The 7,500-nt window shown below is 53.5% G+C and carries 8 protein-coding genes and 1 rRNA gene (1 of these 9 running past the window's edge); 6 read left to right on the forward strand and 3 right to left on the reverse strand.

The window, feature by feature from the left end; translation table 11 throughout:
• From CIG75_RS18360 to CIG75_RS18370, 3 genes are all read right to left on the reverse strand, one after another.
• Positions 1–1,462, reverse strand: a 16S ribosomal RNA gene (locus tag CIG75_RS18360); it reaches 83 nt to the left of the window's first position.
• 439 nt (positions 1,463–1,901) lie between these two features.
• Positions 1,902–2,267 carry a DNA topoisomerase family protein gene (locus CIG75_RS18365; RefSeq protein WP_094237941.1) on the reverse strand — a complete coding sequence of 122 codons (366 nt, stop codon included), beginning with the start codon at positions 2,265–2,267 and terminating at the stop codon, positions 1,902–1,904.
• Positions 2,264–2,992 (reverse strand): DNA topoisomerase, encoded by a 729-nt coding sequence (locus CIG75_RS18370; protein ID WP_094237942.1) that lies wholly within the window; start codon positions 2,990–2,992, stop codon positions 2,264–2,266. Before CIG75_RS18370 ends, CIG75_RS18365 begins: the two co-directional genes overlap by 4 nt.
• Here CIG75_RS18370 and trpS point away from each other — a divergent pair.
• The 6 genes from trpS to spoVAE all read left to right on the forward strand — a co-directional run bounded on the left by trpS (position 2,954) and on the right by spoVAE (position 7,135).
• Entirely contained in the window at positions 2,954–3,889 is a 936-nt protein-coding gene (gene trpS / locus CIG75_RS18375) for a tryptophan--tRNA ligase (protein ID WP_227874285.1), read from the forward strand. The two genes, CIG75_RS18370 and trpS, sit on opposite strands and share 39 nt — an antisense overlap.
• 247 nt (positions 3,890–4,136) lie before the next feature.
• On the forward strand, positions 4,137–4,343 hold the full coding sequence (locus tag CIG75_RS18380) for a DUF1657 domain-containing protein (protein WP_094237943.1): 207 nt from the start codon (positions 4,137–4,139) through the stop codon (positions 4,341–4,343).
• Between the two features lie 57 nt (positions 4,344–4,400).
• On the forward strand, positions 4,401–5,261 hold the full coding sequence (locus CIG75_RS18385) for a DUF421 domain-containing protein (RefSeq protein ID WP_094237944.1): 861 nt from the start codon (positions 4,401–4,403) through the stop codon (positions 5,259–5,261).
• Between the two features lie 24 nt (positions 5,262–5,285).
• Entirely contained in the window at positions 5,286–5,759 is a 474-nt protein-coding gene (spoVAC, locus tag CIG75_RS18390; protein WP_094237945.1) for a stage V sporulation protein AC, read from the forward strand.
• Between the two features lie 6 nt (positions 5,760–5,765).
• On the forward strand, positions 5,766–6,788 hold the full coding sequence (spoVAD, locus tag CIG75_RS18395; protein ID WP_094237946.1) for a stage V sporulation protein AD: 1,023 nt from the start codon (positions 5,766–5,768) through the stop codon (positions 6,786–6,788).
• A complete protein-coding gene (gene spoVAE / locus CIG75_RS18400) occupies positions 6,785–7,135 on the forward strand; it encodes a stage V sporulation protein AE (protein WP_094237947.1) in 351 nt (116 codons plus the stop codon). Before spoVAD ends, spoVAE begins: the two co-directional genes overlap by 4 nt.
• Positions 7,136–7,500: the final 365 nt, after the last annotated feature.

Here is a 7,500-nt window from a genome sequence, read left to right on the forward strand (position 1 = left end):
GGCTCCTTACGGTTACCTCACCGGCTTCGGGTGTTGCCAACTCCCATGGTGTGACGGGCGGTGTGTACAAGGCCCGGGAACGAATTCACCGCGGCATGCTGATCCGCGATTACTAGCAATTCCAGCTTCATGCAGGCGAGTTGCAGCCTGCAATCCGAACTGTGAGCGGCTTTTTGGGATTGGCTCCGCCTCGCGGCCTCGCAACCCTTTGTACCGCCCATTGTAGCACGTGTGTAGCCCAAGACATAAGGGGCATGATGATTTGACGTCATCCCCGCCTTCCTCCGGTTTGTCACCGGCAGTCAATTGTGAGTGCCCAACTGAATGATGGCAACACAATTTAGGGGTTGCGCTCGTTGCGGGACTTAACCCAACATCTCACGACACGAGCTGACGACAACCATGCACCACCTGTCACCGCTGCCCCGAAGGGAAGGTCTATCTCTAAACCGGTCAGCGGGATGTCAAGTCTTGGTAAGGTTCTTCGCGTTGCTTCGAATTAAACCACATGCTCCACTGCTTGTGCGGGCCCCCGTCAATTCCTTTGAGTTTCAGTCTTGCGACCGTACTCCCCAGGCGGAGTGCTTAATGCGTTAGCTTCGGCACTGAGGGTGGTACCCCCCAACACCTAGCACTCATCGTTTACGGCGTGGACTACCAGGGTATCTAATCCTGTTTGCTCCCCACGCTTTCGCGCCTCAGCGTCAGAAATCGGCCAGCAAGGCGCCTTCGCCACAGGTGTTCCTCCACATCTCTACGCATTTCACCGCTACACGTGGAATTCCCCTTGCCTCTCCGATCCTCAAGCCATCCCGTATCCAAGGCAGTCCCAAGGTTGAGCCTTGGGCTTTCACCCCGGACGCAGATGGCCGCCTGCGCGCGCTTTACGCCCAGTGATTCCGGACAACGCTTGCCCCCTACGTATTACCGCGGCTGCTGGCACGTAGTTAGCCGGGGCTTCCTCCTCTGTTACCGTCAGGGTGTGAGCATTCCCTTCTCACACTTGTTCTTCACAGAAGACAGAATTTTACAACCCGAAGGCCTTCATCATTCACGCGGCGTTGCTCCATCAGGCTTGCGCCCATTGTGGAAGATTCCCTACTGCTGCCTCCCGTAGGAGTCTGGGCCGTGTCTCAGTCCCAGTGTGGCCGATCACCCTCTCAGGTCGGCTACGCATCGTCGCCTTGGTGAGCCGTTACCTCACCAACTAGCTAATGCGCCGCGGGCTCATCCGACAGTGAAGCGAAAGCTTCTTTCTCGATCTCCTCATGCGAGGAAATCGCTTATCAGGTATTAGCACTCGTTTCCAAGCGTTATCCCAGTCTGTCGGGCAGATTGCCCACGTGTTACTCACCCGTCCGCCGCTAACCTTTGGGAGCAAGCTCCCTCCAGTCCGCTCGACTTGCATGTATTAGGCACGCCGCCAGCGTTCGTCCTGAGCCAGGATCAAACTCTCAATAAAAGTTGAAAAAGTTTGTATCTTGACTCGCATCAGATCTCTGTAACACTCGTTTAGTTTTCAAGGATCAAGAACAGGATGTTCATTGTCCAACGTTGCGACAGGATGTCGCGTTCTTCGTTGGGCTACCACCGCGTGTCTCTCGCGGCGACAAGAGTTATCTTACCACGGCACCAAGAAGCATTTCAACGCATGATTCCCCCGATTTGAGAACAAATTTCATAGTAATCAGCTTTTATAACCTGTCCGACATAACGAGCTCCTGATTTTGATTTCTCTTTACAGAAAACGCATAGAACCATAACTTGTTTCTTGAAATAGCCCAATTCTGAGCGCGATCGGAACACATCTCTCATCTCTCCATCCTCGATGCACATCCGCTTTTCAGATAGCATGCCCCTCTAAGCCAGCATAGAATCGGTCTGCCGCTCACCACCTGCAGTCATAAAAAATCCGGAGCAACCTGTTGCACTAGCTGCTCGGGATCTGATGATTTTTTCTTCTTCACCTGTTTATATCTCTTTTTCACGTCAGCAAATTCGAGCTCGTCGATCACCTGCACGCTTTCACTCCATTTGCCGGTCGTGCGACAGCGCAGGTAGCCTGAACACCCGAGAAACTTTTCTCCCTTCCCCTCGCGCAACACCATCACCGAACCGCACTTCGAACAGCATTGGTTGGTCACTTGCACGAGCTTTGGAACGTTTGCCATCGGGTTGCCTTCCTTGCCCACCTTCTGCACATGCTTGCACTGCGGAAACCCGCTACAGGCCAGAAACTCGCCATACTTCCCTTTGCGCAAGATCATCTGCTTCCCGCACTTTTCGCAAGGATGCTCCGTCTCCACCTCCAGTCGCGCTCGCCTTCCGCCACCTGATCGAGCTGTTTTTCCATCTCCGCCGTAAACTCGACATTGATCCGCTCGGGGAAGTTCTCCACCAGCGTCTGGGAGACCACCTTTCCGATGTCGGTCAGATAAAAATTCTTGTATTCGACCGTCACATAGTCGCGCGCTTTCAACACGGAGATGATCGACGCATAGGTGCTCGGCCGTCCGATACCTCGCTTTTCCAGATCTTTGACGAGGCTGGCCTCAGTAAAGTTGACTGGCAGCTTCGTGAAGTGTTGCGAAGGCGTGATCTTCTCACAGATCATCGGCTGCCCTTCTGCGACAGTCGGCAACATCGGCTCCTCTTCCTCCTTCTCCTCCCCCGCATGCTTGCTGTCCCTTCCCCCTTCGCACAGCTTCAGAAAATCGTCGAAGATCAAAGTTCGCCAATTCGCCTTCCAGTCGAATCGTCCAGACTGGATGCTGACCGACACCGTATCGTAAATTGCGGCCGACATCTGACTCGCCAAAAATCGCTCAAAGATCAGCTTGTAGACGAGGAACTGCTCTGGTGAAAGCTTCGATTGAACCCGCTCCGGGGTCAGATCGAGATGGGTCGGACGAATCGCCTCTTGCGCATCTTGAGCACCACCTTTTGCTAGTTGGTGGGCCGTTTCGGGCGGTGGCGAACTGCACCTCGGCAACTACTGTACTACAGTGCTCTGCTCAATCTGACTCGCCTGCAAGACCAGTATGACGCCTACTTTTTTATTGTCGACCTGCATTCGCTGACCACACATCCGAACTCCGCCGACCTGCGCCGCAACATGATCGGCGTCGCCAGGGATTATGTTGCGGCCGGGCTCGACCTGGAAAAATACACGCTGTATGCACAGAGCTCGATCTCCGATCTAACCGGTGAGCTGTTGTGTTGCCCGACCTTTAAGGAGAAGGCGAAAAAGCAGCCTGAAAACAACAACTACGGTCTGGTCGGCTATCCGGTCTTGATGGCGGCAGACATCCTGATCCATAAGGGCACCTTCGTGCCGGTCGGCGAAGACCAACTGGTCCATCTGGCGATGGCGCGCACCATCGTGCGCCGCTTTCATCAGATCTATGGCGACCTCTTTCCAGAGCCTCAACCGCTGATTGAAAATGCTGTTCGCATCCCCGCACACTCCGGTCAAGGCAAGATGAGCAAATCGGATGCGCGCGACCCGTATATTTCGATGCGAGATGAGAACGACCAGATTCAAGCAAAAGTGAAAAAAGCGTACTCTGACCCCGCTCGGTTCTATAAGCATCAGCCTGGCCATACGAGGATCTGCAACATCTATCACCTTCACTCCTTCTTCACAGAGGCTGATCTGCTCACCGACCTTGCTACCAAGTGCCAACAGGCGGCCATCGGATGTGCAGACTGCAAACATCATCTCGCCACTTCGCTCACTTCGATCGTCGAACCTTTTCGCGAGCGCCCTGCGCGATTGTCGGAGGACTATATTGTGGACATCCTAATGGTCAGCGGACAAAAAGCGCGTGCTTCTGCTGAGCTGGTTCTGGCAGAAGTCAGGCGCGCGATGGGTCTGCGCACGTTTTAACTCCCACAGATCCAAGCTGACTGACACGCCCTGCAAACAGACCGCGTTGTTGTGCCGCTTTCCTTTCAAGACTCTCCTTCTAAACGGGAGGGTCTTTGCTGTGTCCGCGCAGCTTTACCTTGCAGACACGCTTTACCCCCCTTTTGCAAAACATGCGTTGAGAGCGGCGACCCACCACGACCTGAGCGAAAAGCGAATAAAAACCGCCCTGTTGTAGATTCTATACATGTCAAAGGAGGTGACCGTCATGACGATTTCACAACAGGTCAAAACAACTGTGGCTTCTTTGAAAGGCGCTCAGGCGAATTTGGAATCTTTTGCACTCGCAACGCAAAACAAACAAGCAAAGCAACTGTATACGCAAGCTGCCCAAGACACGCAGGCCGTTTTGGATAGCCTTGAACAGCGTGTCACGCAGTTGGAGAAGGAAGAACCGCAATACAAAGGATTTTAAAATTGTCTGAACACGGAGGGAGAGGACGATCCTCTCCCTTTTTAAGGAGGAGGTAGCATGCCAGATTGGCTGAATATACTCATCCGTTCCCTGGTGTCGATCGTCTTCGTTTTCTTACTAACGAAACTCATTGGCAAACGTCAGCTCTCCCAGATGACGTTTTTCGAATACACCGTGGGGATCGCGCTCGGTGATCTTGCGGCGATGATCGCAGATGACCTCAGCGGACCCATGTACAAAGGCATCCTCGCGATGTCCGTCTACGCCGGCTTCCCGATCCTGCTCGGATGGCTTGCCCTCAAGAACAAGACGGTTCGCAATTTTGTCGAAGGGAAAGCGACCATTCTAATCAAGGATGGCAAGGTGATGGAAGACAATCTCAAAAAAGAGCGGATGTCTTCTGATGAACTGTTGGAGCACTTGCGGTTGAAAAATGCATTTCGCGTGGCCGACGTCGAATTCGCCTTGATGGAACCGAATGGTAAAGTGAGCGTCCTGATGAAATCGCAAAATCAACCGATCACGCCAAAGCATCTCGGCGTGACCGTCGCTCCTGAGACAGAGCCGCAAACGGTGATCATGGATGGGAAGATTCTCGACGAGTCCCTCGCCACACGCGGTTTTAATCGCGGCTGGCTGAATACCGAACTCAGCAAAGCTGGCGTACTGCTGGAAAATGTATTTATCGGCCAGGTCGACACGAACGGCCAGCTGTTTCTCGACCTCTATGACGATCTGATTCAAGTTCCACAACCTCAGACCTTGAAACTTACATACTTAACCTTACAAAAATGTCAGGCTGACTTGGAAATCTTCGCGCTGTCTGTACAGGACGCCGCAGCGAAGAGGAGGTACGAGCAAGAGGCAGCACGACTGAAGCAAGTTTTGAACGACGTAACACATCTTTTGACTTGCTAGATCAATAACAGGTGGTGCAAGGCGATGGCAAACCAGAAAAAGCAGAAATTGACCCCCACTCAGCAGCAATACCAAACGCTGGCCAAAAAGCATGAACCTGAAATTCCCTTCATCAGCCGATTTCTCCGCGCCTTTTTTGTCGGTGGTCTGATCTGTGTGATCGCTCAAGGTATTCAGGAGTGCTTCATCCGTTTTTTCGACTTTAATGAAAAGACGGCGAGCAATCCAACCGTTGCGGTGCTCATCTTGATCTCCGTGCTCCTGACCGGGTTGGGAGTATACGATCGGATTGCGCAATGGGCGGGGGCTGGCACCGCTGTCCCGGTCACCGGATTTGCCAATTCGATCGCATCGGCCGCTCTGGAACACAAAAGCGAAGGGTATGTGCTCGGGGTCGGCGGCAATATGTTCAAACTGGCAGGTTCTGTGATCGTCTTTGGCGTTTTCGCTGCATTCGTCATCGGGGTGATCCGAACACTGATCTCGATGGGGGGCTGATCATCAATGAAACTAGGGCATCAAACATGGGTGTTTCCGAGCAAGCCTGTGATTCTTTCCTCAGCTGCGATCGGAGGCCCGCTTGAAGCTCAAGGACCGCTAGCCGATGATTTTGACACGCTTCACGGCGACATGATGCTGGGCCAAAGCAGTTGGGAAAAGGCGGAGAAGACCCTGTTGGAAGAGTGCTGTGACAAAGCGATCGAGAAAGCGGGGCTGACAAAAGAGCAGATCGATTATTTTCTCTGCGGCGACCTGATGAACCAGATCGTTTCTTCCAGCTTTACAGCCCGCACGTTACAGACCCCCTTTCTCGGGCTGTTCGGAGCGTGTTCGACCTCGATGGAAGGCCTTGCGCTCGCTTCGTTAATCGTGGATAGCCAATCTGCCGACTATGTGCTGGCCGCGACGAGCAGCCATAACTCCTCCGCCGAAAAACAATACCGCTACCCGACCGAATACGGTGCGCAAAAGCCCCCCACGGCGCAGTGGACCGCAACGGCAAGCGGGGCGGCCGTCGTGGGACGAGAGGGTACAGGTCTTCGCGTCACGTCGGCCACCATCGGACGAGTGGTCGACATGGGGCTAACAGATCCGTTCAACATGGGTGCTGCGATGGCTCCGGCAGCCTTTCACACGATCGAGTCCCATTTTCGCGACCTGCAGATCTCACCGACCGCCTATGATCTTGTCGTCACCGGAGATCTGGGACGTGTCGGGCATAGCATCCTCTCTGAACTGTTCCAGCAGCATCAGATTGAGATTCCACCAGAGCAGTACAAAGATTGCGGGATGATGATCTACGGAGAGAATCCGAATGTCTGGTCGGGGGGCAGTGGTTGCGGGTGCTGCGCTTCTGTCACGTATGGGCATCTGCTGAATCGGATGAAAAGAGGGGAATGGAAACGGATCTTGGTGGTGGCGACCGGGGCTTTACTATCTCCACTTACGTTTCAGCAAGACGAATCGATACCTTGCATCGCCCATGCTGTTTCCATCGAAGCGGAATCGGAGGAGGGAGTGCAATGATCTTTTTGTGGGCATTTCTCGTCGGTGGTGCCATCTGTGTGATCGGCCAGTTTTTGATGGATGTGATGAAACTTACCCCCGCCCACACCATGTCGACGCTCGTTGTGACCGGAGCGATTTTGGGCGGATTAGAACTGTATGATCCGTTGGTCAAAATCGCAGGAGCGGGTGCATCGGTGCCGATCACAAGCTTCGGCAACGCGCTGGTGCACGGTGCGTTGCAGGAAGCGCAGAAAGATGGATGGGTCGGCGTATTGACCGGCATTTTCGAAGTGACGAGCGCAGGCATCTCAGCTGCGATCGTCTTCGGCTTTCTCGGTGCGCTCGTGTTTCGTCCACGGGGGTAGCTGTGATCCTACAGTTTCGCTCCCGCTCAGCTCAACGGTTCGACTGTGTGACGATGGATAGAGGAGTCACTGCTACAGAAATTATGAAAAAGCTGTCGCGCCCCTCAAGACGCAACAGCTTTTTGTCCTTTGTAAAGGTGAGGTCAGTTATCAAATCTGGCCCATTTCTTCTCGATCTGCAGACTGCCAACCTCCGCGAACTTATGATCATATATAATTCCTCTTGCCAAAAGATAAAAGACCAGGTCATCAGATCGGGTCTCATCTCGCCTCGTGGCGTCTTACTCTTTTTGGAACGCTACGGTTCACATACCAGCTCTCCACTCCGCTTCAAACGCGGCGCCTTTTCTATTTCCTTTTCGTAT

This window comes from Tumebacillus algifaecis, from assembly GCF_002243515.1.
Lineage (GTDB): Bacteria > Bacillota > Bacilli > Tumebacillales > Tumebacillaceae > Tumebacillus_A > Tumebacillus_A algifaecis.